The sequence below is a fragment of the Streptococcus sp. CF7_Ac1-8 genome (genome assembly GCF_024295435.1).
In the GTDB taxonomy this organism is placed as follows: domain Bacteria; phylum Bacillota; class Bacilli; order Lactobacillales; family Streptococcaceae; genus Streptococcus; species Streptococcus mitis_AP.
Window position 1 is genome coordinate 66552 of the sequence record NZ_JANCPI010000008.1, and the last position, 26499, is coordinate 93050.

General features: G+C 41.0%; 16 protein-coding genes and 2 pseudogenes. All 18 read left to right on the forward strand.

What is annotated here, in order from left to right; translation table 11 throughout:
- The first annotated feature begins 30 nt into the window (after window positions 1-30).
- A complete protein-coding gene (gene glpO, locus NMM26_RS05475) occupies window positions 31-1857 on the forward strand; it encodes a type 1 glycerol-3-phosphate oxidase (protein WP_000395902.1) in 1827 nt (608 codons plus the stop codon).
- Between the two features lie 68 nt (window positions 1858-1925).
- The gene (locus tag NMM26_RS05480; RefSeq protein WP_000980813.1) at window positions 1926-2630 is read left to right on the forward strand and encodes an MIP/aquaporin family protein; all 705 of its coding nucleotides are present in this window, start codon (window positions 1926-1928) and stop codon (window positions 2628-2630) included.
- Window positions 2631-2869: 239 nt separating this feature from the next.
- A pseudogene (locus tag NMM26_RS05485) lies at window positions 2870-4047 on the forward strand (ryptide export MFS transporter).
- Between the two features lie 310 nt (window positions 4048-4357).
- Window positions 4358-4489, forward strand: a complete 132-nt coding sequence (locus NMM26_RS05490) for a teichoic acid D-Ala incorporation-associated protein DltX (RefSeq protein ID WP_000813666.1) — start codon at window positions 4358-4360, stop codon at window positions 4487-4489.
- 20 nt (window positions 4490-4509) lie between these two features.
- Complete coding sequence (gene dltA, locus NMM26_RS05495) at window positions 4510-6060, forward strand: D-alanine--poly(phosphoribitol) ligase subunit DltA (protein WP_254753941.1); 1551 nt, start codon at window positions 4510-4512, stop codon at window positions 6058-6060.
- Window positions 6057-7301, forward strand: a complete 1245-nt coding sequence (gene dltB, locus NMM26_RS05500) for a D-alanyl-lipoteichoic acid biosynthesis protein DltB (protein ID WP_254753942.1) — start codon at window positions 6057-6059, stop codon at window positions 7299-7301. Before dltA ends, dltB begins: the two co-directional genes overlap by 4 nt.
- Before the next feature lie 13 nt (window positions 7302-7314).
- Entirely contained in the window at window positions 7315-7554 is a 240-nt protein-coding gene (dltC, locus tag NMM26_RS05505) for a D-alanine--poly(phosphoribitol) ligase subunit DltC (RefSeq protein ID WP_000351967.1), read from the forward strand.
- Window positions 7547-8815 (forward strand): D-alanyl-lipoteichoic acid biosynthesis protein DltD, encoded by a 1269-nt coding sequence (gene dltD / locus NMM26_RS05510; RefSeq protein ID WP_000919855.1) that lies wholly within the window; start codon window positions 7547-7549, stop codon window positions 8813-8815. Before dltC ends, dltD begins: the two co-directional genes overlap by 8 nt.
- Before the next feature lie 149 nt (window positions 8816-8964).
- Window positions 8965-9405: a zinc-dependent transcriptional regulator AdcR gene (adcR, locus tag NMM26_RS05515; protein ID WP_001249308.1), complete on the forward strand. Its 441-nt coding sequence runs from the start codon at window positions 8965-8967 to the stop codon at window positions 9403-9405.
- Entirely contained in the window at window positions 9405-10109 is a 705-nt protein-coding gene (locus NMM26_RS05520; protein ID WP_254753943.1) for a metal ABC transporter ATP-binding protein, read from the forward strand. Before adcR ends, NMM26_RS05520 begins: the two co-directional genes overlap by 1 nt.
- Entirely contained in the window at window positions 10102-10908 is an 807-nt protein-coding gene (locus NMM26_RS05525; RefSeq protein WP_254753944.1) for a metal ABC transporter permease, read from the forward strand. Before NMM26_RS05520 ends, NMM26_RS05525 begins: the two co-directional genes overlap by 8 nt.
- 9 nt (window positions 10909-10917) lie before the next feature.
- Window positions 10918-12423 carry a zinc ABC transporter substrate-binding lipoprotein AdcA gene (gene adcA, locus NMM26_RS05530; RefSeq protein ID WP_049546879.1) on the forward strand — a complete coding sequence of 502 codons (1506 nt, stop codon included), beginning with the start codon at window positions 10918-10920 and terminating at the stop codon, window positions 12421-12423.
- Window positions 12424-12587: 164 nt separating this feature from the next.
- Complete coding sequence (locus NMM26_RS05535; RefSeq protein ID WP_004235732.1) at window positions 12588-13472, forward strand: SPFH domain-containing protein; 885 nt, start codon at window positions 12588-12590, stop codon at window positions 13470-13472.
- A gap of 184 nt (window positions 13473-13656) precedes the next feature.
- Window positions 13657-17445 carry a sugar-binding domain-containing protein gene (locus NMM26_RS05540; RefSeq protein ID WP_254753945.1) on the forward strand — a complete coding sequence of 1263 codons (3789 nt, stop codon included), beginning with the start codon at window positions 13657-13659 and terminating at the stop codon, window positions 17443-17445.
- Between the two features lies 1 nt (window position 17446).
- Window positions 17447-19135, forward strand: coding sequence for an alpha-L-fucosidase (locus NMM26_RS05545; RefSeq protein WP_254753946.1), 1689 nt, complete (start codon window positions 17447-17449; stop codon window positions 19133-19135).
- Between the two features lie 109 nt (window positions 19136-19244).
- A complete protein-coding gene (locus NMM26_RS05550; protein ID WP_254753947.1) occupies window positions 19245-20231 on the forward strand; it encodes an Rpn family recombination-promoting nuclease/putative transposase in 987 nt (328 codons plus the stop codon).
- 3 nt (window positions 20232-20234) lie between these two features.
- Window positions 20235-20645 (forward strand): annotated as a pseudogene (locus tag NMM26_RS05555) (hypothetical protein); the annotation flags it as partial.
- Window positions 20646-21008: 363 nt separating this feature from the next.
- A partial coding sequence (locus NMM26_RS05560; RefSeq protein WP_254753948.1) for a DUF1542 domain-containing protein occupies window positions 21009-26499 on the forward strand: 5491 nt, incomplete at its 3' end.

Consider the following 26499-nt stretch of genomic DNA (forward strand, 5'->3'; position numbering starts at 1 on the left):
TAAAGCGACTTAGTTAGAAAGTGTGTAAATATGGAATTTTCAAAGAAAACACGTGAATTATCAATTAAAAAAATGCAGGAACGTACCCTGGACCTCTTGATTATCGGTGGAGGAATCACAGGGGCTGGTGTAGCCTTGCAGGCGGCAGCTAGCGGTCTTGAGACTGGTTTGATTGAAATGCAGGACTTCGCAGAAGGAACATCTAGCCGTTCAACAAAATTGGTTCACGGAGGTCTTCGTTACCTCAAACAATTCGACGTAGAAGTGGTCTCAGATACGGTTTCTGAACGTGCGGTAGTTCAACAAATCGCACCACATATTCCAAAACCGGATCCAATGCTCTTACCAGTTTACGATGAAGATGGAGCGACCTTTAGTCTCTTCCGTCTCAAAGTAGCCATGGACTTGTATGATCTTTTGGCAGGGGTTAATAACACGCCAGCTGCAAACAAGGTCTTGAGCAAGGAAGAAGTCTTGGAACGCCAGCCAAACTTGAAGAAAGAAGGTTTGGTAGGAGGTGGAGTTTATCTTGACTTCCGTAACAACGATGCCCGTCTTGTGATTGAAAACATCAAACGTGCTAACCAAGATGGTGCCCTCATTGCTAACCACGTGAAGGCAGAAGGCTTCCTCTTTGACGAAAGTGGCAAGATTACAGGTGTTGTAGCCCGTGATCTCTTGGTAGACCAAGTCTTTGAAATCAAGGCTCGTCTGGTTATCAACACAACAGGTCCTTGGAGTGATAAAGTACGCAATTTGTCTAATAAGGGAACACAATTCTCACAAATGCGTCCAACTAAGGGAGTTCACTTAGTAGTGGATTCAAGCAAGATCAAGGTTTCACAACCAGTTTACTTTGACACAGGTTTGGGTGATGGCCGTATGGTCTTTGTTCTTCCACGTGAAAACAAGACATACTTTGGTACAACTGATACAGACTACACAGGTGACTTGGAACATCCAAAAGTAACTCAAGAAGATGTAGATTACCTACTTGGCATTGTCAATAACCGCTTCCCAGAAGCCAACATCACCATTGATGATATCGAAAGCAGCTGGGCAGGTCTTCGTCCATTGATCGCAGGCAATAGCGCTTCTGACTACAACGGAGGAAATAATGGAACCATCAGTGATGAAAGCTTTAACAACTTGATTGCGACTGTTGAATCCTATCTTTCTAAAGAAAAAACGCGTGAAGATGTTGAGTCTGCTGTCAGCAAGCTTGAAAGCAGTACCTCTGAGAAACATTTGGATCCATCTGCAGTTTCTCGTGGTTCGAGCTTGGATCGTGATGACAATGGCCTTTTGACCCTTGCTGGTGGTAAAATCACAGACTACCGTAAGATGGCTGAAGGAGCTATGGAGCGCGTGGTTGACATCCTTAAAGCAGAATTTGACCGCAGCTTTAAACTCATCAACTCTAAGACTTACCCTGTTTCAGGTGGAGAATTGAACCCAGCAAATGTGGACTCAGAAATCGAAGCCTTTGCGCAACTTGGAGTGTCACGTGGTTTGGATAGCAAGGAAGCTCATTACCTAGCAAATCTTTACGGTTCAAATGCACCGAAAGTCTTTGCTCTTGCTCACAGCTTGGAACAAGCACCAGGACTCAGCTTGGCAGATACTTTGTCACTTCACTATGCAATGCGCAATGAGTTGGCTCTGAGCCCAGTTGACTTCCTTCTTCGTCGTACCAACCATATGCTCTTTATGCGTGATAGTTTGGATAGCATCGTTGAGCCAGTTTTGAATGAAATGGGACGATTCTATGATTGGTCAGAAGAAGAAAAAGCAGGCTATCGAGCAGATGTCGAAGCAGCTCTCGCTAACAACGATTTAGCAGAATTAAAAAATTAAGAAAAAATAAAAGAGGTGGAGGGCAGCATTCCTTGCCGCCCGCTCTTCTTTTTAATGGAGATAGAAAGATGATGAATGAATTATTTGGAGAATTTTTGGGAACTTTAATCCTGATTCTTCTAGGAAATGGTGTTGTAGCAGGTGTGGTTCTTCCAAAAACCAAGAGCAACAGTGCAGGATGGATTGTGATTACCATGGGTTGGGGGATTGCAGTTGCGGTTGCAGTATTTGTATCTGGGAAGCTCAGTCCAGCTCATTTAAACCCAGCTGTGACCATCGGTGTGGCCTTAAAAGGTGGTCTGCCTTGGGCTTCCGTTTTCCCTTACATCCTAGCCCAGTTCGCAGGGGCTATGCTGGGTCAGATTTTGGTTTGGTTGCAATTCAAACCTCACTACGAAGCAGAAGAAAACGCAGGAAATATTTTGGCTACTTTCAGCACAGGACCAGCCATCAAAGATACTGTGTCAAACTTGATTAGCGAAATACTTGGAACCTTTGTTTTGGTATTGACAATCTTTGCATTGGGTCTTTACGATTTTCAGGCAGGTATCGGAACCTTTGCAGTAGGTACCTTGATTGTCGGTATCGGTCTATCACTAGGTGGGACAACAGGTTATGCCTTGAACCCAGCTCGTGACCTTGGACCTCGCATCATGCACAGCATCTTGCCAATTTCAAACAAAGGAGACGGAGACTGGTCTTACGCTTGGATTCCTGTTGTGGGACCTGTTATTGGTGCAGCTTTGGCCGTTCTTGTATTCTCACTTTTCTAACCTAGAAAACAATTATGCTGATAAAGCTTGAGATGAAAATCTCAGGCTTTTTTTATTGAGTATAACTTCTTAGAGCTAGCCTCCAACGATAATAATTCCTTCAAAAAGTAGGAGGAATAAAGGCAATAGCTTTTGCTTTTTTATGTGAAAAATCTCACTTTTGTTTTCTGCTATTTTATGCTAAAATATTAAAAATCAAATTTTAATTCTAAAGTTGGTAACTAAGATGGGAGAGTTACATGTCTAATTCATTTATTAAGTTGTTAGTCTCTCAATTGTTTGCAAATTTAGCAGATATTTTCTTTAGAGTAACAATCATTGCTAACATATACATTATTTCAAAATCAGTAATTGCCACATCACTAGTTCCCATTTTAATAGGGATATCCTCTTTTGTTGCGAGTCTTTTAGTTCCTTTAGTTACTAAAAGGATAGCGCTCAATAGGGTTTTATCTTTCTCTCAATTTGGAAAGACTATATTATTGGCGATACTGGTAGGAATGTTTACCGTAATGAAATCAGTAGCGCCTTTGGTAATCTATCTATTTGTTGTTGCAATTTCTATATTAGATGGTTTTGCCGCACCTGTTTCTTATGCTATTGTGCCGCGCTATGCAACTGATTTGGGTAAGGCTAACTCAGCCTTATCAATGAGTGGTGAAGCCGTTCAATTGGTGGGGTGGGGGTTAGGTGGACTCTTGTTTGCAACAATTGGTCTATTACCAACCACGTTTATAATTTTGATGTTGTATATAATTTCTAGCTTTCTGATGTTATTTCTTCCTAAGGCTGAAGTGGAGGTGCTAGAGTCAGAGACAAATCTTGAAATTTTGCTCAAAGGTTGGAAGTTAGTTGCTAGAGATCCTAGATTAAGACTTTTTGTATCAGCAAATTTATTTGAATTTTCTCAAATACGATTTGGGTTTCGTCTATCATACTTGTCTTTGTAACTGAGTTATTAAATGAAACGGAAAGTTACTGGGGATATTCTAATACAGCATATTCTATCGGGATTATAATTAGTGGTTTAATTGCTTTTCGGCTATCTGAAAAGTTTCTTGCTCTTAAGTGGGAAAGTATTCTTTTTTCTCTTATAGCCATGGCAATAGTGACGCTGACTATTCTATATTTTCCAAACGCACAGATGTTTTTAGTATTTTCAGCTTTAGTTGGTATGTTATCGCAACTAAAAGAAGTTCCTGAAAGTGTATTTCTTCAGGAAACAGTAGAGGAAAATAACTTGGTTAATGTCTATTCCGTTCTGGAAGTGATTTCGACATTAGCATTTTCAGTATTTGTTTTGCTAATGAGCTATATTACTGAGAGTTTTGGTATTAGCATCAGTTTTTGGATATCAGCCATTTGTCTGATGATAGAAGCTATTTTAATTTATATCAGGCGAGATTATTTTAAATGAGAGACGTGTTAAAAAGTCTTTAAAAATCAGAAAAGCGCATAGTATCAGGTGTTGAAAAAACTTGATATTGTGCGTTTTATTATGGGAAGATTTCCTTCATTTTCTCCTGAAATGGAGTTTTTGCCCAGCCTCACTCTATTTAAAATATACATAGAAAAACCGCATAATCCTTAAAATAAGCTGAAATCTAGTGAAAATGTACGGCAAACAATTGAAAAATTACCCTATAAAGTGGTACAATGGTAGAGAAATACTATAGTAAGAGTTCATCTTATTTAGCAAAAATTACAGAAATGAATGGTTTTTCTTGATGAAACAGAGAAAAGAATTGTACCTCTTTCTTGGTCGAACAGCCTTATATTTTCTTATCTTTCTAGGGCTGCTTTACTTCTTTAGCTATCTTGGTCAGGGTCAGGGTGGCTTTATTTATAATGAATTTTAACTTGAAGGAGAATTCCTATTGTGTCAAATAAACCAATAGTAGATATGATTGAAACCATTGAGCATTTTGCTCAGACCCAGCCTAGCTATCCTGTTTACAATGTTTTGGGGCAGGAACACACTTATGGAGATTTGAAGGCTGATTCGGATAGTTTGGCTGCAGCTATTGATCGACTTGGCTTACCTGAGAAATCTCCAGTCGTCGTTTTTGGTGGTCAAGAGTATGAAATGTTGGCAACTTTTGTAGCACTGACTAAGTCAGGTCATGCCTACATTCCCATTGACAGCCATTCGGCCTTGGAACGAGTTTCTGCTATTGTAGAAGTTGCAGAGCCAAGTTTGATTATTGCCATCTCAGATTTTCCATTGGAGCAAGTCTCTACGCCAATGATGACTTTAGCTCAGGTTCAAGAAGCCTTTGCTCAAGGGGCTAGCTATGAGATGACACATCCAGTCAAAGGAGATGATAATTACTACATCATCTTTACTTCTGGTACGACCGGTAAGCCTAAGGGGGTGCAGATTTCCCATGACAATCTCCTCAGCTTTACCAACTGGATGATTACAGATAAAGAATTTGCGACGCCAAGTCGTCCGCAAATGCTGGCTCAGCCACCTTATTCTTTTGATCTGTCTGTCATGTACTGGGCGCCGACCTTGGCACTGGGTGGTACGCTCTTCGCTCTTCCTTCAACTATTACTCAGGACTTTAAGCAACTCTTTGCGACCATCTTTTCATTGCCAATCGCTATCTGGACATCAACCCCTTCTTTTGCGGATATGGCCATGTTGTCAGAAGACTTTAATAGCGAGAAAATGCCTGGAATTACGCATTTCTACTTTGATGGTGAAGAATTGACAGTCAAAACGGCTCAAAAACTGCGCGAACGTTTCCCACATGCCCGTATTATCAATGCCTATGGTCCAACAGAAGCGACAGTAGCTCTATCAGCTGTTGCCGTGACAGACGAGATGCTAGCGACTCTCAAACGCCTACCAATCGGCTATACCAAGGCTGATTCTCCAACCTTTATTATTGATGAGAACGGCAATAAACTGCCAAACGGTGAGCAGGGAGAAATCATTGTCTCAGGACCAGCTGTTTCAAAAGGTTATATGAACAATCCTGAAAAAACGGCAGAAGCCTTCTTTGAGTTTGAAAGTCTGCCAGCCTACCATACAGGAGATGTGGGAACTATGACAGATGAAGGCTTACTTCTCTACGGCGGACGCATGGACTTCCAGATTAAGTTCAACGGTTACCGCATTGAGTTAGAAGATGTCTCTCAAAACCTCAATAAGTCTCGCTTTATCGAGTCTGCTGTAGCTGTGCCACGTTATAATAAAGACCACAAGGTGCAAAATCTATTGGCTTATGTCATCTTGAAAGACGGTGTTCGTGAGCAGTTTGAGCGAGATATTGATATTACCAAGGCTATCAAGGAAGATTTAACCGATATCATGATGTCCTACATGATGCCGTCTAAATTCCTTTATCGAGACAGTTTGCCACTGACTCCAAATGGAAAGATTGACATCAAAGGATTAATTAACGAGGTGAATAAGAGATGATGGAGTTCTTTCAACAGCTTCCTCATTTAGAGCCATACGGAAATCCTCAGTATTTTGTCTATGTGATTGCTGCAACCTTGCCCATCTTTATCGGTCTCTTTTTCAAGAAACGCTTTGCCTGGTTTGAAGTACTGGTTAGTCTTTTCTTTATAGTCACCATGTTGGTAGGTGGGAAGACCAATCAGTTGGCTGCCTTGGGTATTTACCTTTGCTGGGAAATAGTGCTCCTGCTTTTCTACAAGCATTATCGAAAAAGCAAGGATGGCAAGTGGGTCTTCTACCTAGTTAGCTTTCTATCCCTCCTTCCGATTATCTTTGTCAAGGTGCAGCCAGCTATCAATGGAACGCAGTCTTTGCTTGGGTTTTTGGGAATTTCTTACCTGACCTTTCGTTCGGTTGGGATTATCATCGAGCTGAGAGATGGAGTGATTAAGGATTTTACCCTCTGGGAATTCCTCCGATTTCTTCTCTTCATGCCGACTTTTTCAAGTGGCCCAATCGATCGTTTTAAGCGATTTAATGAAAATTATCAGACCATTCCTGAGCGAGATGAGTTAATGGATATGCTGGATGAATCTGTTCGCTATATCATGTGGGGCTTTTTGTATAAGTTTATCCTGGCTCATATTTTAGGAGAGACCTTGTTGCCTCCTCTGAAGAATCTAGCCCTGCAGTCAGGTGGTTTCTTTAATCTCTATGCTTTAGCGGTCATGTATACCTTTGGTCTTGAGCTCTTCTTTGACTTTGCAGGTTACTCTATGTTTGCCTTAGCCATCTCAAACTTGATGGGAATCCGTAGCCCCATCAACTTTAACAAACCTTTTTTATCAAGGGATTTAAAAGAGTTTTGGAATCGTTGGCACATGAGTCTATCTTTCTGGTTCCGTGACTTTGTCTTTATGCGAATGGTGATGGTGTTGACCAGAAAGAAGGTCTTTAAGAATCGTAATGTAACCTCAAGTGTGGCCTACATTGTAAATATGCTGATTATGGGATTTTGGCATGGAGTGACCTGGTACTATATCGCCTATGGACTCTTTCATGGGATTGGGCTGGTCGTCAATGACGCTTGGGTTCGTAAGAAAAAAACGCTCAATAAGGAACGGAAAAAAGCAGGGAAGCCTGCTCTACCTGAGAATCGCTGGATTCAGTTGCTTGGCATGGTTGTCACCTTCCATGTCGTCATGCTGTCATTCTTAATCTTTTCTGGATTCTTGAATGATCTATGGTTTAAAAAATAAAAGGAAATAAAATATGGATATCAAATCAGAAGTTATCGAAATTATTGATGAGTTGTTTATGGAAGATGTTTCTGACATGATGGATGAAGATCTTTTTGATGCAGGTGTCTTGGATAGTATGGGAACGGTTGAATTAATTGTGGAGATTGAAAACCGTTTTGACATTCGTGTTCCTGTAACAGAGTTTGGTCGTGATGACTGGAATACAGCTAATAAAATTATAGCTGGTATTGTGGAGCTACAAAATGCTTAAACGCTTATGGATGATCTTCGGACCGGTCTTGATAGCTGGTTTGTTGGTTTGTCTGCTCATTTTCTTTTATCCTACTAGTAAAAGTTATAATTTATCAGAAGAAAAACGATATGCAGCAGCGATTAGTACACAAAGTTTTAGAGAAAGATTTCAGAAAGTGAGAGCTCTTTCGGACCCAAGTCTACGATTCATTCCCTTTTTTGGTTCTAGTGAGTGGATTCGATTTGATAGTATGCATCCAGCTGTTTTAGCGGAGAAGTACAATCGTTCGTATAGACCCTATTTTTTAGGACAAGCAGGAGCAGCTTCTTTGAATCAGTACTTTGGTATGCAGCAAATATTGCCAGAGCTAGAAAATAAACAAGCTGTTTTTGTTATTTCTCCTCAGTGGTTTACAGAAACGGAGTATGAACCTGCAGTTTTTCGTAGGTATTTTAACACGGATCAATTGGGTGCTTTTTTGGAAAATCAGTCTGGAGATGTGTCAAGTCGTTACGCCGCTTCGCGTTTAATGAAAAAGTATCCTAATGTAGTATTGGGAGATATAGTCAAAAAAATAACCGAGGGTGAGCAACTTTCAGAAATAGATAAGACACTCATAGATACATTGGCACGATTCAACCAAAAACAATCATTTCTATTTGGACAATTGTCAGTGAATGATGGAGAAAAATATAGAGATCGCGTGGAGAAGTATCTAAAAGACTTACCAGATAAATTTTCCTACGACGAATTGAGAGAAATCGCTGTAAAAGATGCTGAAGCAAATACCACGAATAATGATATGGGAATGGAAAATCGTTTCTATGATACGCAAGTAAAGAAAGATTTAAACAAGTGGAAGGATTATCAGAAAAATTATAATTTTCTAAAATCATCAGAATATAATGACTTGCAATTAGTCTTGAATCAATTTGCGAATTCAAAAGTGAATGTATTGTTTGTGATTCAACCTGTCAATAAAAAATGGATGGATTATACAGGATTAAATCAAGATATGTATCAACATGCAGTTGAAAAAATTCGTTACCAGTTAGAAAGCCAAGGTTTTACCAATATAGCAGATTTTTCAAAAAATGGTGCTGAACCTTATTTTGTAAAAGATACAATTCATATTGGTTGGTTGGGCTGGTTGGCTTTTGACAAGGCAGTTGATCCTTTCCTATCCAATCCCACACCAGCTCCGACTTACCATCTGAATGAGCGCTTTTTCAGCAAAGATTGGGCGACTTATGATGGAGATGTCAAAGAATTTCAATAGATAATATAGAAGAGTTCAAGAATGAAACTAGTTTTCACGTTTTTTCTTGACTCTTTTTTTGCTTGTGATATAATTAACTGGTAAATAAAATTCCAAAGAATAGTATTTTTCTCTTAAAAAAGAGAAATCCAAAAGGAAAGGAGTCAGATATGAGACAGCTAGCGAAGGATATTGATGCCTTTTTAAATGAGGTAATTTTGCAGGCAGAAAATCAGCATGAGATTCTAATAGGTCATTGCACTAGCGAGGTGGCCCTGACCAATACTCAGGAGCACATTCTCATGCTTTTGTCAGAGGAATCTTTAACAAATTCAGAGTTGGCCCGTCGCCTCAATGTCAGTCAGGCAGCAGTTACCAAGGCCATTAAGTCTTTGGTCAAGGAAGGGATGTTGGAAACATCTAAAGATCCTAAGGATGCGCGTGTGATTTTTTATCAGTTGACTGATTTGGCTCGTCCAATCGCTGAGGAGCACCATCATCACCATGAGCATACACTTTTAACTTATGAACAAGTGGCGACTCAGTTTACTCCAAATGAACAAAAAGTGATTCAGCGGTTTTTGACTGCTTTAGTAGGAGAAATCAAATAATGAGATATATTACGGTAGAGGATTTATCCTTCTATTATGATAAGGAGCCTGTTCTTGAACATATCAATTATAGTGTTGATAGTGGAGAATTTGTTACCTTGACAGGGGAGAATGGGGCAGCTAAGACGACACTAATCAAGGCCAGTCTTGGAATCCTTCAGCCACGCATTGGTAACGTGACTATTTCCAAGACAAATACGCAGGGTAAGAAATTGAGAATTGCCTACCTGCCTCAGCAAATTGCCAGTTTTAATGCTGGTTTTCCAAGTACGGTTTATGAATTTGTCAAGTCAGGTCGCTATCCACGAAAGGGTTGGTTCCGTCGTTTGAATGCTCATGATGAGGAGCATATCAAGGCTAGTCTGGACTCAGTTGGCATGTGGGAACATCGAGACAAACGCTTGGGTTCTCTATCTGGAGGACAAAAGCAGCGAGCGGTGATTGCGCGTATGTTTGCTTCGGATCCAGATGTGTTTATCCTAGATGAGCCGACAACGGGGATGGATGCAGGAAGTAAAAATGAATTTTACGAACTCATGCACCACAGCGCCCATCATCATGGTAAGGCTGTTTTGATGATTACCCATGATCCTGAAGAAGTTAAGGACTATGCGGACCGCAATATTCATCTAGTTCGTAACCAAGATTCGCCATGGCGTTGTTTCAACGTTCATGAGAATGATCAGGAGGTGGGCCATGCTTAGTTTGTTATCTTATGACTTTATGCAACGCGCCTTTCTGGCGGTTATTGCCATGAGTCTTTTCTCGCCAGTATTGGGAACCTTCCTAATCTTGCGCCGTCAGAGTTTGATGAGCGATACCCTTAGCCACGTCTCGCTGTCGGGTGTAGCTTTTGGTCTGGTTCTGGGGGTTTCTCCGACTATTTCAACTATTGCTATTGTCTTGATTGCGGCGGTCTTTCTGGAGTATCTCCGTACGGTTTACAAGAGCTTTATGGAAATCGGGACAGCTATCCTAATGTCAACAGGACTGGCTGTTTCTCTGATTGTCATGAGCAAGGGTAAAAGCTCTAGCTCAATGAGTTTGGATCAATATCTTTTTGGTTCTATCGTGACGATTAGCGAAGAGCAGGTTATTTCTCTCTTTGTCATTGCGGCGGTTGTTTTGCTGTTGACCTTCCTCTTCCTTCGTCCAATGTATATCTTAACCTTTGATGAGGATACGGCCTTTGTGGACGGTTTGCCCGTTCGTACCATGTCTATTCTTTTTAACATGGTGACAGGAGTGGCCATTGCCCTTATGATTCCTGCAGCAGGAGCTCTTCTGGTATCGACCATTATGGTCTTGCCAGCTAGTATTGCCCTGCGTCTGGGGAAAAACTTTAAATCGGTCATGCTACTTGCCAGTGCTATTGGATTTTTGGGAATGGTAGCAGGACTTTACATTTCCTACTATGCAGAAACACCTGCAAGTGCAAGTATTACCATTATTTTTGTAACTGTCTTTTTACTTATTAGTTTAGTAAGACGTTTTATCAAATAGGAGACTAACGTGAAAAAAATTAGCTTATTGTTCGCCAGTCTATGTGCCTTGTTTTTAGTGGCTTGTTCCAATCAAAAGCAGGCAGATGGCAAACTAAATATTGTGACAACCTTTTACCCTGTCTATGAATTTACCAAGCAAGTCGCAGGAGATACTGCTAATGTAGAACTCCTCATCGGTGCTGGTACAGAACCCCATGAATATGAACCGTCTGCCAAGGCAGTTGCCAAAATCCAAGACGCAGATACCTTCGTTTATGAAAATGAAAACATGGAAACATGGGTCCCTAAATTGCTAGATACTTTGGATAAGAAAAAGGTCAAAACCATCAAGGCGACAGGCGATATGTTGCTTTTGCCAGGTGGTGAGGAAGAAGAGGGAGACCATGACCATGGAGAAGAAGGCCATCACCATGAGTACGATCCCCATGTTTGGTTATCACCAGTTCGTGCCGTTAAACTTGTAGAGCACATCCGTGATAGCTTGTCAGCAGATTATCCTGATAAAAAAGAGACCTTTGAAAAGAATGCTGCTGCCTATATCGAAAAATTGCAAGCCTTGGATAAGGCTTATGCAGAAGGCTTGTCTCAAGCCAAACAAAAGAGCTTTGTGACTCAACACGCAGCCTTTAACTATCTTGCCTTGGACTATGGACTCAAACAAGTCGCAATCTCAGGTCTCTCTCCAGATGCAGAACCATCAGCTGCTCGTCTGGCAGAATTGACAGAGTACGTCAAGAAAAATAAAATTGCCTATATCTACTTTGAAGAAAATGCTTCACAAGCACTTGCTAACACACTTTCAAAAGAAGCAGGTGTCAAAACAGATGTCCTCAATCCTTTAGAAAGTCTGACAGAAGAGGATACCAAGGCTGGCGAAAACTACATCTCCGTTATGGAGAAAAACCTCAAGGCTCTGAAACAAACAACGGACCAAGAAGGCCCAGCAATTGAGCCTGAAAAGGCAGAGGATACCAAGACAGTTCAAAATGGTTACTTCGAGGATGCAGACGTCAAGGACCGCACCTTGAGTGACTATGTAGGTAACTGGCAATCAGTTTATCCTTTCCTTGAAGATGGTACGTTTGACCAAGTCTTTGACTACAAGTCTAAGTTGACTGGTAAGATGACTCAGGCTGAGTACAAGGCTTACTATACAAAAGGCTATCAGACAGATGTCACTAAGATCAACATTTCTGATAATACTATGGAATTTGTTCAAGGTGGACAAAGTAAGAAATTCACCTACAAGTATGTTGGTAAGAAAATCTTGACTTACAAGAAAGGCAATCGTGGCGTGCGCTTCCTCTTTGAAGCCACAGATGCAGACGCTGGACAGTTCAAGTATGTTCAGTTTAGTGACCACAATATCGCCCCAGTTAAGGCAGAACATTTCCATATCTTCTTTGGAGGCACAAGCCAAGAAGCCCTCTTTGAAGAAATGGATAACTGGCCAACCTACTACCCAGATAACCTATCTGGCCAAGAAATCGCTCAAGAAATGTTGGCGCATTGATGAGAATCAAAGGATAGCTTTGTATGAGGCTATCTTTTTAGTTACAAAATAGATGGTTAACATTTTATTTTTAAAAATCGCAGTTAAAACTGCACAGCCTTCTTTAAATGTGCTATAATACAGGAAAAATAATGATGGAGGTCACGATAATGGCAACATTTTTGATGATTTTTGTGGTGGTTTGTGTGCTCCTATTGGTGATAGTCACACTGAGTACAGTTTATGTGGTTCGTCAGCAGTCGGTGGCGATTATTGAACGCTTTGGGAAATACCAAAAGGTTGCCAATAGCGGTATTCATATTCGCTTGCCTTTTGGGATTGACTCGATTGCAGCGCGGATTCAGTTGCGCTTGTTGCAAAGCGATATTGTGGTTGAGACTAAAACCAAGGATAATGTGTTTGTTATGATGAATGTAGCGACTCAGTACCGTGTTAATGAGCAGAGCGTGACAGATGCCTACTATAAACTCATGCGTCCAGAATCTCAGATTAAATCTTATATCGAAGATGCTCTTCGCTCTTCTGTTCCCAAATTAACCTTGGATGAATTGTTTGAGAAAAAAGATGAGATTGCCCTTGAAGTTCAACACCAAGTAGCAGAAGAAATGACTACTTACGGTTATATTATCGTGAAAACCTTGATTACTAAGGTCGAACCAGATGCAGAAGTTAAGCAATCCATGAATGAAATCAATGCGGCGCAACGTAAGCGGGTCGCAGCGCAAGAATTGGCGGAAGCAGACAAGATTAAAATCGTCACTGCAGCTGAAGCAGAAGCAGAAAAAGACCGCCTTCATGGTGTGGGGATTGCCCAACAACGTAAAGCGATTGTGGATGGATTAGCAGAGTCTATCACAGAACTCAAGGAAGCCAATGTTGGTATGACAGAAGAGCAAATCATGTCCATTCTTTTGACCAACCAGTATTTGGATACCTTGAATACCTTTGCCTCTAAAGGCAATCAAACGATCTTTTTACCAAATACGCCAAATGGTGTGGATGATATCCGTACACAAATCTTGTCAGCCCTTCGTGCTGAGAAGAAATAATAGACTAAAGAGCCTGGAGTCAGGCTCTTTTTGTATTACCCTTGTAGCTTTGAGGATTAAAATCCTCCTCCACAAATTATAGAATCTTTTCTGAGTATTTAGGGAGTGATGGAGGAAGTGTTGAAAGCGCTTTTGTTTTGTGATATAGTCAAATTGATAGACTTGTTTAAAGAGGAATGCTTGTATGAGAAGAGAAGAAGTTTTGCGAAATCACTGGTTTTTTAGCCAAGAGGTGGGGAAAGAAGAGGCCTTGGCGCCGGATTTTCATAGAGAAAATTGGCAGGCTATTCAAGTGCCACATGACTGGAGTATTTACAATGATTTTGACCAGTATTCGCCAGCGCAAAATGAGGGTGGTCAGTTAAATGGTGGTCAAGCCTGGTATCGGACACAGTTTTACTTGGAAGAAGATGCCAGTCTTGTATCGGTGCGTTTGTTGTTTGATGGAGTTTACATGAATGCCCAAGTCTATATCAACGGGCAAGTGCTGGGCTATTATCCCAGTGGCTATACGCCCTTTTCTTATGATATCACGCCTTATCTAAGAAATGATGGGACGGCCAACCAGCTTGCGGTTTTTGTGGAAAATCAGCAACCTAGCAGTCGTTGGTACTCTGGTAGCGGTATTTACCGAGAAGTAAAATTATTGATTACAGATTCGGTGCATCTGGATTTATATGGGATTAAGATAGAAAGTCCCAAGCTAAAGGAACAAAGGCAATCTTGGGTGGAAACCCAGCTTGAAAGCAAGGTTTCAAATGATGGGCCTCAGTCCGTGTCGGTGTATTTGGAACAGAGTATCTGGTATGATGGCCAACAGCTGTCAGACTGGCAGGCGACAGACTCTATAGTGATTGAGTCTGGGGACAAACATCATTTCCAACAAGCAATATCAATTTTTCAACCCTTGCTTTGGGATATTGCTTCCCCTCACCTTTACCAATTGAAGACTCGTCTTTACAAAAATGGCATTTTGGTTAATGAAGAAGAAGAGACCTTTGGTTACCGCTATATGGATTGGCAAGCGGATAAGGGTTTCTTTCTAAATGGTCGCTGGTTGAAGATTCATGGGGTTTGTTTGCACCATGACTACGGAGCATTGGGAGCTGTGGAAAACAAGTCAGCTGCTGAGAGATGCTTGCGCCAGATGAAGGAAATGGGGGTCAATGCGATTCGAATCACCCATAATCCAGGCAGTAGCATCTTGCTGGATCTGTCTGCCAAAATGGGCTTACTCATCCAAGAAGAAGCCTTTGATACCTGGTATGGAGGCAAGAAAGAATATGACTATGGTCGCTTTTTTGAGGAAGAAGCGACTCATCCAGAAGCGAAAACAGGCGATTTCTGGTCAGATTATGATTTGCGCACCATGATTGAGCGTGGTAAGAACAATCCAGCGATTTTTATGTGGTCCTTGGGAAATGAAGTCAGTGAAGCAAATGGAGATGCTCATTCATTGAAGACGATCAAACGCTTGCTAGAAAGGGTTAAGGAGGTTGATGATAGCCGTTTTGTGACCATGGGAATGGATCAGTTCCGCTTTGGAGATGGGTCTGGAGGTCATGAAAAGATAGCCAATTTGCTGGATGTGGTGGGCTTGAATTACTCGGAAGATAATATTGATGGGATTCGCAAAAGACATCCCAAGTGGCGACTTTACGGATCTGAAACCTCATCGGCTACAAGGACGCGTGACAGCTATTTTCGCCCAGCTAAGGAATGGGTTGGGGATAATCGCCGCGTGCGGAATTTTGAACAGTCAGACTATGGCAATGATCGAGTTCCTTGGGGGAAGACGGCGACGGCTTCTTGGATAGCAGATAGAAATCGGCTAGACTATGCGGGTCAGTTTATCTGGACAGGAGTGGACTATATCGGTGAGCCGACTCCTTGGCACAATCAAAATGACACGCCTGTAAAGAGTTCCTATTTTGGGATCGTGGATACGGCAGGGATTCCTAAAAATGATTATTATCTCTATCAAAGTCAGTGGTTGGACCTAGATCAGCATCCCATGGTTCATATCCTACCCCACTGGAATTGGGAAATCAACAAGAGTTATCAACAAGTTGTGGATAAGTATGGGGATATCTCTGTTCGAGTGTATTCAAATGCTGGTTCAGTAGAGCTATTTCTCAATGGAAAATCCCAAGGCAGAAAGAATTTTCAGGAAAAATGGACTTCAGATGGTAGAAAATACCAAGAGGGAGCAAGTTCTGAACAACTTTATCTCGAATGGCGTTTGGCTTATCAACCAGGAGAATTGCATGCTGTAGCCTATGATTATCAAGGTCAGCTTGTGGCAGAAGATAGGGTGGTGACTGCAGGTAAGCCAGCCAAAATCGGGTTACATGCCGAGAAAACAAAACTGGAGCCAGATGGGCAAGACCTCCTTTATCTCTATTTTGATGTATTGGACAAGGATGGAAATTGGGTGCCGACGGCTTCCAATCAGCTTCATTTTCAAATTGAAGGCCCTGCTCGCATTGTGGGTGTGGATAATGGCAGGCAGGCCAGTCGTGAACGTTACAAGGCTCAGAAAAATGGTCGGTTTAAGAGGAAAGCCTTTCATGGCAGAGGTGTCCTCTTAGTTCAGAGCTTGGAGCAGGCAGGCCAAGTAAGACTAAAGGCCAGTGCCAGAGGGCTAGAGCCAGCAAGTTTTGATATCTTAGTGGGAGAGGCTTTGGCTACCCAACCAGTGAAAAATAAGCGCTTATTTGAGATTCGAGTGGACAAGCAGGCAGGATTACAAGAAGGGGCTTCCCCAGCTATTGGACTTTATCCACAAACTGTGGATAACCCTGTGAACAAGGTGGGGAATAGTGAAGTGATTTGGGAGACGAGTGGTAGTGCCCACGCCATTATCAAGCAGGGAGTGCTTCATTGCTTGTCTGCAGGCGACTTGGCTATCCGCGCCAGTTATCAAGGGAAAACCTATCAAACTCACTTACAGGTTGCAGAAAATACCTCACTAGGGCAGGCAGTTTCTGTAAGACCACTTCGCTTGTATACAGATAAGGGGACTTATCCACAGCTTCCATCTTCGGTCTTGGTGGACTATGAGTCTGGTGGTACAAAACGAGTCAAGGTTATTTGGGAGGAGATTTCTGAAGAAGATTTGGCAAGATTTCATGAGTTTACGGTATCTGGTCAGCTAGAAGGTCTGGATTTAAAGGCTTCTGCCCAGGTTTGTGTTCAAGGGATTTGCGCTATTGAGCCTGAGAGGGTTTGGACGCTTGTCAAGGAACCCCCACACTTACCAGACCGAGTCAAGCTAGTCTTATCAGATGGCAGACGAGATATGGCCAAGGTGACTTGGGACGAGCTTGATTCTCAAATCTATGCTCAGGTAGGAGAATGTGTGCTCACAGGACAAGTAGCGAGCTGTGAGTTGCCGGCAACAGTCACTATCCATGTGACAGATGCCAGTGTAGATGGGGAAGTTATTTCCAATCAGTGGACAGGATCCAACCTGCCTCTGGTCTTTGCTTCTCATTCAGAACCGAATCACCTAGCCTCTTACCTCAATGACAAGGTCATTGCTCGGAAAAAATCGACAGCCAATACTTGGATTGCCAAGTCAGAGCAAGCCAGCGTGGGCATTCTGTTTGGAGATGCAGGGATTTTAAAACCGCGATTTGTGGATAACGTGACCTTGTATTATGTTGAAAATCAAGAATATGTGGCTGTTGAGCCGACATTTATTGATTATTATGTAGGGAATGAGCCTAGCTTACCTCGGTCTCCAAATCATTTGGATAAGGATTCCCTGCTCAAGCAAGAGGAGAATTGGCGCCCTGTATCAGCTATCCGAAAAGTTTCAAGCAACAGGGATGAAGAGCTTCGTTTTGAATTTGACAAGGTAGAGACTTATGCCCTTCGTCTTCGATTTGAAGGCTTGGAAAGCCCTCTAGCGTTAACAGAATTGCAGGTACATGCCAAAAAAGTAAAGAAAAATGTAGATAGGAAGTAGTATGGTAAGAGAAATAAAACCGCACGGCCCCTTGCCTAGTCAGGCCCAGCTAGCGTATTTAGAGAATGAACTAGCAGCCTTTATCCATTTTGGTCCCAATACTTTTTATGATCAGGAATGGGGGACAGGTCAGGAGGATCCTGAACGCTTTAATCCAACAAAGTTAGACGCGCGTGAATGGGTTCGTGTACTTAAGGAAACGGGCTTTAAAAAGTTGATTTTGGTGGTCAAGCACCACGATGGCTTTGTCCTCTATCCGACGGCTCATACAGATTATTCGGTTAAGGCTAGTCCCTGGAGGAATGGAGAGGGGGACTTGCTTTTTGAAGTATCCCAAGCTGCTACTGAGTTTGATATGGATATGGGGGTCTACCTGTCACCATGGGATGCCCACAGTCCTCTCTACCATGTGGAGCGAGAAGTGGACTATAATGCCTATTATCTGGCTCAGCTGAAGGAGATTTTATCAAATCCTGCTTATGGAAATGGAGGGAAATTTGCTGAGGTCTGGATGGATGGTGCCAGAGGAGAGGGCGCTCAAAAGGTCAATTATGAATTTGAAAAATGGTTTGAAACCATTCGTGACCTGCAGGGAGATTGCTTAATTTTTTCAACAGAAGGCACCAGTATCCGATGGATTGGCAATGAACGAGGGTATGCAGGTGATCCCCTGTGGCAAAAGGTGAATCCTGATAAACTAGGAACAGAAGCAGAGTTGGACTATCTTCAGCACGGAGATCCCTCAGGCACGATTTTTTCAATCGGTGAGGCAGATGTCTCCATTCGACCGGGTTGGTTTTACCATGAGGATCAGGATCCTAAGTCTCTCGAAGAGTTGGTCGAAATCTACTTTCACTCAGTAGGACGAGGAACCCCTCTCTTACTCAATATTCCGCCGAATCAAGATGGACTCTTTGATGCAAAGGATATGGAACGCCTTTATGAATTTGCGACTTTTCGCAATGAGCTCTATAAAGAAGATTTGGCTCTGGGAGCTGAGGTATCTGGTCCAGCTCTTTCCGCAGACTTTGCTTGTCACCATTTGACAGATGGTCTTGAGACCAGCTCTTGGGCAAGCGATGCAGACTTGCCCATCCAGTTAGAACTCGACTTAGGGTCACCTAAAACTTTTGATGTAATTGAGTTAAGAGAAGATTTAAAGCTAGGGCAACGAATCGCTGCTTTTCATGTGCAAGTAGAAGTGGATGGCGTCTGGCAAGAATTCGGCAGGGGCTTTACAGTTGGTTATAAGCGCCTCTTGCGAGGTTCGCTAGTAGAAGCGCAAAAGGTGCGCGTGATGATTACAGAGGCACAATCTATGCCTGTATTGACCAAAATTTCCCTCTATAAAACTCCTAGCTTATCACAAAAAGTAGCTGTTCAGGGACTAGCATTTGCAGAAAAAAGTCTAGCTGTAGCAAAGGGAGAGACTCTTCATTTTAGGATTGAACGTAGCGAAAGTAGTACTCCTTTGGAGGCTAAGATTTCTATTCAACCGGGGACAGGTGTGCATGGTGTTGTCTATCAGGACGAGATCCAAGTTCTTCAATTCCAAGCAGGGGAAAGCACAAAAGATTTGTGCCTACCAACCCTGTATTTTGCTGCTGATAAGACCTTGGATTTCTATCTAAATCTGACTGTTGATGGACAGTTGGTTGATCAAGCTCATATTTTAGTTGAAACGAGATAAAATATCTTCACAATTCATTTCCTTTTCGAATAAATAGATAGAACCATCGAATCTAGTAAAATTAGATTTAAAACTGTGGTATAAGTGGTATAATAAGAGGAGGGAATGGATGATTCTCAGACATCCGGGCATTAGCCCAACAAATGACTTGGTTGCTAAGAAAATTTTTAGCAATCCAGAAATCACTTGTCAATTTATTCGCGATATGCTGGATTTACCAGCAAAAAATGTGACTATTTTGGAGGGAAGTAATATTCACGTCTTACCTTCCCAGCCTTACTCGGCCCAGGATTTCTATACCAGTATAGACGTCTTGGCGGAGTTGGATAATGGAACTCAAGTAATCATTGAGATTCAGGTGCATCATCAGAATTTTTTCATCAATCGCCTGTGGGCTTACTTGTGCAGTCAGGTCAATCAAAATCTAGAAAAAATTCGCCAACGAGAAGGTGATACACACCAGAGTTACAAACACATCGCACCAGTATACGCTATCGCAATTGTGGATAGCAATTATTTCTCAGATGACCTGGCTTTTCATAGATTTAGTATGCGAGAGGACACGACAGGTGAGGTCTTAACCATCACAAACAATGGACAAGAAAACCATCTGGTCAAGATGGCATTCTTGGAATTAAAGAAATACAGAGAAACCAGCAAAGACGAGGTTCGCAAACCGTGGTTGGAGTTTTTCGGAAATAAGCCCTTTACCCAAAACCCCCAGCGAGCCATTAGCCAAGCAGACCAACTGCTAGACTACAAGAGCTGGTCCGAGGAGGACAGGAAGATGTTTAGTCAACTACGTATGCGTGAAGAACAAGCCTTGTTAGCACAGGACTATGCTTTAGAAACAGCTAGGGCGGAAGGCATTGAAAAAGGACTGGAACGAGGTCTTGAACGTGGGCGAGCTGAGGGTATTGAAAAAGGTTTAGAACAGGGACTGGAACGAGGTAAAGTTGAAGGAAGGGAAGAAGGAAAACTTTTTGCTTTCCTAGACATGGTTTGCCAAGGTCTTCTGACTTCGGAGGTTGCAAGTCAGCAGTTGGGTATGACTGTCTCTGAGTTTGAAGAACTATTGAAAGAGCATCACAAATAAGGACTAAAAAAATACAGAGAAACCAGCAAAGACAAGGTTCGTAAACCGTGGTTGGAGTTTTTCGGGAACAAGCCCTTTACCCAAGAGCCAGAGCGAGCCATCAGCCAGGCAGATCAACTGCTGGACTACAAAAGCTGGTCCGAGGAGGACAGAAAAATGTTTAGTCAACTACGTATGCGCAAAGAACAAGCGTTATTGGCTCAGGATTATGCCTTGGAAACAGCTAGGGCGGAAGGTATTGAAAAAGGCTTAGAACGTGGTCGAGCTGAGGGTATCGAACAAGGACTGGAGCTCGGGAAAGCTGAAGGACAAATCTTTACCTTTCTGGATTTAGTACGCCAACATGTTTTAACTTCTGAATTTGCGAGTGAACAATTAGGCATGTCAGTCGCGGAGTTTGAAGCACTGTTGTAAATAGAAATGACATGTTATCGAACTAGATAGCATGTTTTATTTAGAGGATAAACCTATTTATCCGAGGGTTATGCGCAATTTTTTCAATATATTTAAAAAATCATATCTAAAATATATAATAGTAGATTAATTAAACATGCATAAAAACGTGAAAAAATGTGATATGAAACTTTCTGAAAATTAGCTATATTCCTAATTTTTTTTGCGAAAATTTCAAATTAAATAACTTGCATATATATCAAAAATAAAGTAGAATAGTCAGTGTAAGATTTCACGTTAAATATAATAATTATCCGTTGCTTCAGAAGCGGCTAGTTTCGCGTGAAAATCCCAAATATACTTCTAAAAGGAGATCCAAAATTAATGGAAAACAAAAACTCTATGAGTCGCGTTGAGCGTTTGCACCGTGAAAAGGTGACACGTTACTCTATTCGTAAATACAGCTTTGGTGCAGCTAGTGTGGCCGTTGCTGCTCTTTTCATGTTCTTAGGGAACGGAGCAGTATCAGCTGATATGACTGCTGTTCAACCGCAAGATACATCAGAGATTAAAGTTAAACCAACTGAAGAAAATACTGGCTCAGATAAGGTTCAGGAGGATACTACAAAACAAGTAGACAATACAGTTGTAGCGGAAGCTCCTGCTAAATCAGAAGAAGTAGTTACTCCAACTTTGGATAAGACCCAACTTGAAAGCTACATTTCAGAAATTGAAACAAAACTTTCTAACGGTTCTTACGATAACAAAACTGAAGAAAGTGTTGCAGTATTAAAAGCTGACTTAGAAGCTGCAAAAGCTACATTAGAGAATGCAACTACTCAAGCTGAACTAAAACAAGCTTACAGCAAACTTGTCACTACAGCTAACTCTAAATTAAAAAACAAACCTGTAGAGAAAAAAGAAACTCCAGCAGTAGATACAACTGAAGGTAAAGAAACTGTAGGTAAAACAGCAGAAAACACTGAGAAAAAATCAGAATCTAACTCAATCGAAAATACAGGTTCAAATGACCCACGTAACGGTAAAGAGATGGATAAAGATAATGCGTTACGTACAGAAACATCAAAAACTGTAGATAATATTACATATACTACTGAGTTCTCGAATGATGCTACAAAAGAAATCTATGTTTATAACAAAGAAGAGGCTAATGTAGAATTTAAAATCAATTCATCAACAAATAAAGTTACTTACGTTGAAACAACAGGGGGATCTAATCAGAAATTCACCACTGTTAACGATACAACTGTAACAGATGGATATGGGTATAATTTTGATAAAATCACTACAGAAACAGATACACCATTAACAGTAAGAATGACAGGGCAACCGAATGCTACTATCATGGGGAATAAAAACTATACGAAGACGGAAGCTCAAAACTTCGCTATGGGTGAACGTTATCTTCGTGTAACAGCAAAAGATGGATCTACAATGTCCCCAGCAGGTAATGGACTAACTCAACCGGGATACTTCAAGATTGTTCTTAAATCTCAAACATACAAATACAGCATCCAAGAACCAGCTTTAGATGGAGATAAAATTGGTGTTGATGATATTAACAACCTAACTGCCACAGAAATTGCCAAAATTAAAGAGAAAATTAATATTCAATATTCTGATACGGCAACGAAGCAAGATGCACGACTAGCGTCTCACAAAGGGGAAGTCTTAGCAGATAAATATTCAGTAGTGAAAGACATTGCTATTGCAAATGGAACAGTTACTGTTACCTATAACGATGACTCAGTAGACACTACTCCAATTTCAAATATTGCACGTACAAATGTAGCACCGACAGTATCAATTCCATACTCAGATCCAACTCCAAACAAAAAAGAAGTTTATCTATATACTGGAGAAGAAGCAGATGTTGATATTACATTTAACGATGATTCAGGAAAAATTAAATCAGCTGCCCTTAAAAAAGGTGGAAATATTGCTTTAAATAACGTTGGTGGAAATCCAGATCTACAAGATAATGAATGGGGATTCACTGTAACAGCGATTAATTCTGAAACTGCTACACCAGCAAAAATTAAAGTAACAGGACAAGTTTCAGGGATAGCAGAAAATAAACTGCCAAAAACAGAAAACGATTCTTTAGAGCTTGTAACACGTTTTGCCACAGCAACAGATAAAGATGGAAAAGAAATTAATAATATTGCTGTAAAAAATAAAAATAATGGAGAAGTAGTAGGTTCTTACCTTACTGACCCAGGTGCTGTAACATTCGTATTAAAAGCACAAGCTAAGAAATATGATATCGTTACACCAACAGAAGAAGATAAAGTAGCAGTAGCTGATCCTACGGCTGTAACTGATGAAGAATTTGCTAAAATTAAAGCGAAATTAGAATATTCTAGAACTAATGAAGACAAAAATCTAGAGTCTAAACGTGGTGAGGCAGTAGATAATACTGATAACAAAGTTGCTACAATTACTAAAGAAGGTAATAATATTGTTGCAACATATAAAGATGGTTCTAAAGATATCAGACCATTAACAGACTTCACTAAATTAGATAAACAACCTGCTATCGATGCAGTAAATACAGCAGCAACTGAGAAAATTGCAGCGATTAACTCAACTTCAAATGCTACTGATGAAGAGAAACAAGTAGCAATCGATAAAGTAAATGCTGATAAAACAGCAGCTTTGACAGCAATTAATGGTGCTACTACAAAAACAGCTCTTGATACGGCTAAAGACGCAGGAACAACTGCAATCGCAGCAGATAACCCAGTAGTTGCTAAGAAAGCAGCAGCAAAAGCAGATGTAGAAGCAGCTCGTAAAGCTAAGGAAGACGCTATTAAAGCAAATCCAAATCTGACACAAGCAGAAAAAGACGCAGCAATTGCGAAAAATAATACGGCAGCAGCAGAAGCAACTAAAGCTATTGACGCTGCAACAACAAACGATGCAGTAGATACAGCAAAAACTGCAGGAACTACAGAAATTGGTAAAGTTAATCCAGTAGCAAAAGAAAATGCTAAAGAAGCTATTGGCAATGCATTAACAGCTAAAAATCAAGAAATTGATAACCGTACAGATTTGTCAGATGCTGAGAAAAAAGCTGCTAAAGATGAAGCTCAAAAATTAGCAGATGCTGAATTAGCTAAGATTAACGCTCAACCTGATAATGCAGAGACACCAGAAAAAGCGACAGAAGCTCAAACAGCGGTAGATGCAGCAAAAGATAAAGGTGTAGCAGATGTTAAAGCTGTAAATCCAGTAGCTAAAGAAGAAGCTAAGAAAGCAATTGCGAAAGAATTAGAAGATAAAAATTCTGAAATTGATAAACGTACAGACTTAACTGATGAAGAAAAAACAGCAGCAAAAGCTGAAGCTAAGAAACTAGCAGATGCTGAATTAGCAAAAATTAATGCTCAACCTGATAATGCTGATACACCAGAAAAAGCAGCAGAAGCTCAAAAAGCAGTAGATGCAGCTAAAGATAAGGGTGTAGCAGATGTTAAAGCTGTGAATCCAGAAGCAGCTAAGAAAACTGAAGCTAAACAAGCAATCGATGATGCATTAGCAACTAAAAACAAAGAAATCGATGAACGTACAGATTTAACTCCAGAAGAGAAAACTAAAGCTAAAGAAGCAGCAAAAGCGCAAGCAGACGTAGCAAAAGCTGCAGTTGATAATGCAACTACAAATGCAGCAGTTGATAAAGCTAAAGCAGATGGAACTACAGCAGTTGCAAATGTAACTCCAGTAGCAAAAGCAGAAGCTAAGAAAGCAATTAATGATGCGTTAACAGCTAAAAACAAAGAAATCGATGCTCGTACAGACTTAACTGATGAAGAAAAAACAGCAGCTAAGAATGAAGCAAAAGATAAAGCTGACGCTCAATTAGCTGAAATTGCTAAACAACCTGATGCAGCAGCTACGCCAGAAGCAGCACAAACGGCACAAGCAGCAGTAGATGCAGCTAAGAAAACAGGTGTAGATGAAGTTACAGCTGTAAATCCAGTTGCGGTTAAGAAAACAGAAGCTAAACAAGCAATTGATGATGCCTTAACAGCTAAAAACAATGCTATTGATGCACGTACAGACTTAACAGATGCTGAGAAAAAAGTAGCTAAAGACAAAGCGGCAGAAGAAGCTAAGAAAGCTAAAGAAGCAATCGATTCAGCTACAACAGATGTAGCAGTAGATACAGCTAAAACATCTGGTTTAGGAGAAGTTGCTAAAGTAAATCCAGTAGCTAAAGAAGCCGCTAAGAAAGCAGTAGCAGACGAATTAGCTAGAAAAGAAGCAGAAATTGATGCGCGTACAGACTTAACAGATGCAGAGAAAGCAAAAGCTAAGAAAGAAGCGCAAGATAAAGCTAAAGAAGCAACAGATGCAATTAATGTACAACCGGATAACGCAGATACACCAGAAAAAGCGACAGAAGCTCAAAAAACAGTAGATGCAGCAAAAGATAAAGGTGTAGCAGATGTTAAAGCAGTAAATCCAGTAGCGAAAGAAGAAGCTAAGAAAGCGATCGCAGATGAATTAGCTAAGAAAGAAGCAGAAATCGATGCACGTACTGATTTAACGCAAGAAGAAAAAGACGCAGCTAAGAAAGAAGCTCAAGATAAAGCAAAAGCAGCAACAGACGCTATTAACGCACAACCGGATAACGCAGATACACCAGAAAAAGCGACAGAAGCTCAAAAAGCAGTAGATGCAGCTAAAAAATCAGGTGTAGATGAAGTTAAAGCAGTAAATCCAGAAGCCAAAGCTAAACCAGCAGCTAAGAAAGCCATCGAAGATAAATTAGCAAAACAATTGGAAGACATTGCTAACACTCCAGATGCTACAGATGATGAGAAGAAAGTTGCAGCAGATGCAGCTAAAGCTCTAGCAGAAGAAGCTAAGGAAGAAATCGATAAAGCTGGAACAGATGCAGAAGTTAAGCAACTTCAAAAAGAAGCTGAAGGTGAAATTGAAAAATCTGTACCTGTTGTAGAAGATAAGCCAAATGCTCGTAAAGCAATTGATGAAGAAGCAACAGCTAAAAAAGCAGCAATTGACGCTCGCGACGACTTGACTCCTAAAGCTAAAGAAGATCTTAAAGCTCAAGTAGATGCAATCGCAGATCAAGCTAAGAAATCTGTAGATGCAGCTAAAACCGCAGACGCTGTTAATGGAATTGAAGAGTCAGATAAAGCGGCTATTAATGCTGTAGGTGAAGTGAATATTCCGGCTGACAAAGTTCTTGTAAATGATCCAAGTGCTTTAACAGATGATGAAAAAGCTAAGGTCTTAGAAGCTGTTAAGAAAGTAAATCCAGATGCTAAAGAAATCACTCAAGACGCAGATGGAAATGTTACTGTTACAACTCCAGATGGACACAAAGAAATCATCACTCCTGAGCAAGTAGTGAAAACTGCAGATACAGCAAATGATCCAAAAGCAGGTAACGATATCGTTAAACCAGCTGATAAAGTGGTTGTAAATGATCCAGCTAAGTTGACAGATGCTGAGAAGGAGAAGATTAAAGCAGCAGTTGAAGCTGTAAATCCAAACTCAATTGTAGTAGTTGATGACAAAGGAAATGCTAAAGTTTCAACTCCAGATGGTCAAACACAAGTTATTCCTGTAGAAGAATTAGTACGTACTGTTGAAGATACTAAGAAACCAAACGCAGGCAACGACATCGTAAAACCGGCTGACAAGACTGTAGTAGCAAATCCAGATGCTCTCACTCCAGAAGAGAAGAAAGCCATCGAAGACAAGGTTAAAGCAGTCAACCCAGGAGCAACTGTAGCAGTAGACGACAAAGGCAACGCCACAGTCACAACCCCAGAAGGTAAGACAGCAGTCATTCCAGCAGCAGACTTGACGAAAGATCCAG

Bases quoted from the DNA above. Each gene is read 5' to 3' on its own strand.
- NMM26_RS05520 (WP_254753943.1), top strand. From the start codon at position 9,405: ATGAGATATATTACGGTAGAGGATTTATCCTTCTATTATGATAAGGAG.
- NMM26_RS05480 (WP_000980813.1), top strand. From the start codon at position 1,926: ATGATGAATGAATTATTTGGAGAATTTTTGGGAACTTTAATCCTGATT.
- NMM26_RS05490 (WP_000813666.1), top strand. From the start codon at position 4,358: ATGAAACAGAGAAAAGAATTGTACCTCTTTCTTGGTCGAACAGCCTTA.
- NMM26_RS05535 (WP_004235732.1), top strand. From the start codon at position 12,588: ATGATTTTTGTGGTGGTTTGTGTGCTCCTATTGGTGATAGTCACACTG.
- NMM26_RS05550 (WP_254753947.1), top strand. From the start codon at position 19,245: ATGATTCTCAGACATCCGGGCATTAGCCCAACAAATGACTTGGTTGCT.
- NMM26_RS05525 (WP_254753944.1), top strand. From the start codon at position 10,102: ATGCTTAGTTTGTTATCTTATGACTTTATGCAACGCGCCTTTCTGGCG.
- dltB (WP_254753942.1), top strand. From the start codon at position 6,057: ATGATGGAGTTCTTTCAACAGCTTCCTCATTTAGAGCCATACGGAAAT.
- dltC (WP_000351967.1), top strand. From the start codon at position 7,315: ATGGATATCAAATCAGAAGTTATCGAAATTATTGATGAGTTGTTTATG.
- glpO (WP_000395902.1), top strand. From the start codon at position 31: ATGGAATTTTCAAAGAAAACACGTGAATTATCAATTAAAAAAATGCAG.
- NMM26_RS05545 (WP_254753946.1), top strand. From the start codon at position 17,447: ATGGTAAGAGAAATAAAACCGCACGGCCCCTTGCCTAGTCAGGCCCAG.
- NMM26_RS05540 (WP_254753945.1), top strand. From the start codon at position 13,657: ATGAGAAGAGAAGAAGTTTTGCGAAATCACTGGTTTTTTAGCCAAGAG.
- adcR (WP_001249308.1), top strand. From the start codon at position 8,965: ATGAGACAGCTAGCGAAGGATATTGATGCCTTTTTAAATGAGGTAATT.
- dltD (WP_000919855.1), top strand. From the start codon at position 7,547: ATGCTTAAACGCTTATGGATGATCTTCGGACCGGTCTTGATAGCTGGT.